The organism is Halomonas flagellata (assembly GCF_022487945.1).
Taxonomy (GTDB): Bacteria; Pseudomonadota; Gammaproteobacteria; order Pseudomonadales; family Halomonadaceae; genus Halomonas; species Halomonas flagellata.
The window spans coordinates 1-1,123 of sequence record NZ_JAKVPY010000074.1 but is presented as its reverse complement, the minus strand read 5'-3'; the positions used below and the strand labels follow the sequence as shown (position 1 = coordinate 1,123).

The window sequence follows — 1,123 nt, the reverse complement described above, 5'->3', positions numbered from 1 at the left end:
TGGGTGGGATAGTTGTCGTCAGCCTGACGACGCGGTCTGTCCTCCCTGTAATTGACGCTGATAGGCGCGTTTCCGGTAGCTCTCTCCGCTCAGCTCCAGCAGCGTGGCGTGGTGCACCAGCCGGTCGATGGCGGCCACCGCCATCATGCTGTCGGGGAAGATGCTGTCCCAGGCGCTGAACGGCTGGTTGGCGGTGATGATCAGGCTGGCCGACTCGTAACGGTGAGCGATCAGCTCGAACAGCACCGAGGTCTCGGCCTCGCTGCGCTGGACGTAACCAATGTCGTCGATGATCAGCACCGCGTACTTATCGAGCTTGGTCAGCGCATCGCTCAGCCGCAGGGCCTGCTTGGCCGCCTGGAGCTCCTGCACCAGGCTCGATGCCGTGGCGTAGCGGACCCGGTACCCCTGATCGATCAGGGCATGGCCCAGGCCGGCTGCCACGTGGCTCTTGCCCACCCCGGAGGGGCCGAACAGCAGTAGGTTGTGTGCCTGGTCGACCCACTGAGTGTCGCCTGCCAGGGCGGTCAGCTGCCGGCGATAATCGGCCGCGATGGACTCGAACTCGAAGGTTTCCAGCGTCTTGCCCACCGGCAGCCGGGCCTCCTTGAGGTGGCGGACCAGTCGGCGCCGCTCACGCTCGGCGAGTTCTTGCTCGCACAGGGCGGCCAGCGTTTGCGGCAGACTCCAGCCCTCGGCTTGGGCGCGGGTCTCCAGTTGGGGCCAGCAGGCCGCCACGGTGGGCAGGCGTAGTTGCCGCAGCAGCAGCGGCAGGGTCTGGGCGTCAGGCATGGCAGCGCAGCTCCGTGGCCGAGGTGGCGGGGATCAGGACGTCGTAGCTGGCGATCTCATGCTGCGTGACCTGGGGCAGCTCGATCGTGCTGCTCGGCCTGGCGGCAAAGCGCGCCTGGAGGTCGGCCAGCGTCGGGCTGTCCCCGCGTTCCAAGGCGCCGAGCCAGTAGGTGGCGATCGCCTCGGCCTGATCCTGCTCGGCCGCCAGGGCCAGCGCACCGACGATGCGCTTGCAGGCCTCGGCGACCGGCCATTGGGCGGTCAGCCGGGCGTACAGCTCACGCCAGTCGGCGCCCGGCAGCAGCTCATCACGGAACGTCAGCCCCGCCAG

1 protein-coding gene and 1 pseudogene are annotated in these 1,123 nt (G+C 68.4%); both read right to left on the bottom strand.

All coding sequences use genetic code 11. The annotated features are described in order from the left end of the window. Nucleotides 1–18: 18 nt before the first annotated feature. Nucleotides 19–792, bottom strand: a complete 774-nt coding sequence (gene istB / locus MKP05_RS21145; RefSeq protein WP_240570120.1) for an IS21-like element helper ATPase IstB — start codon at nt 790–792, stop codon at nt 19–21. After that, nucleotides 785–1,123 (bottom strand): annotated as a pseudogene (locus MKP05_RS21140) (hypothetical protein); the annotation flags it as partial. The pseudogene MKP05_RS21140 and the gene istB, both read right to left, overlap by 8 nt.

Excerpts from the sequence above, each read along its gene's own strand:
- istB (WP_240570120.1), bottom strand. The coding sequence starts at position 792 with ATGCCTGACGCCCAGACCCTGCCGCTGCTGCTGCGGCAACTACGCCTG.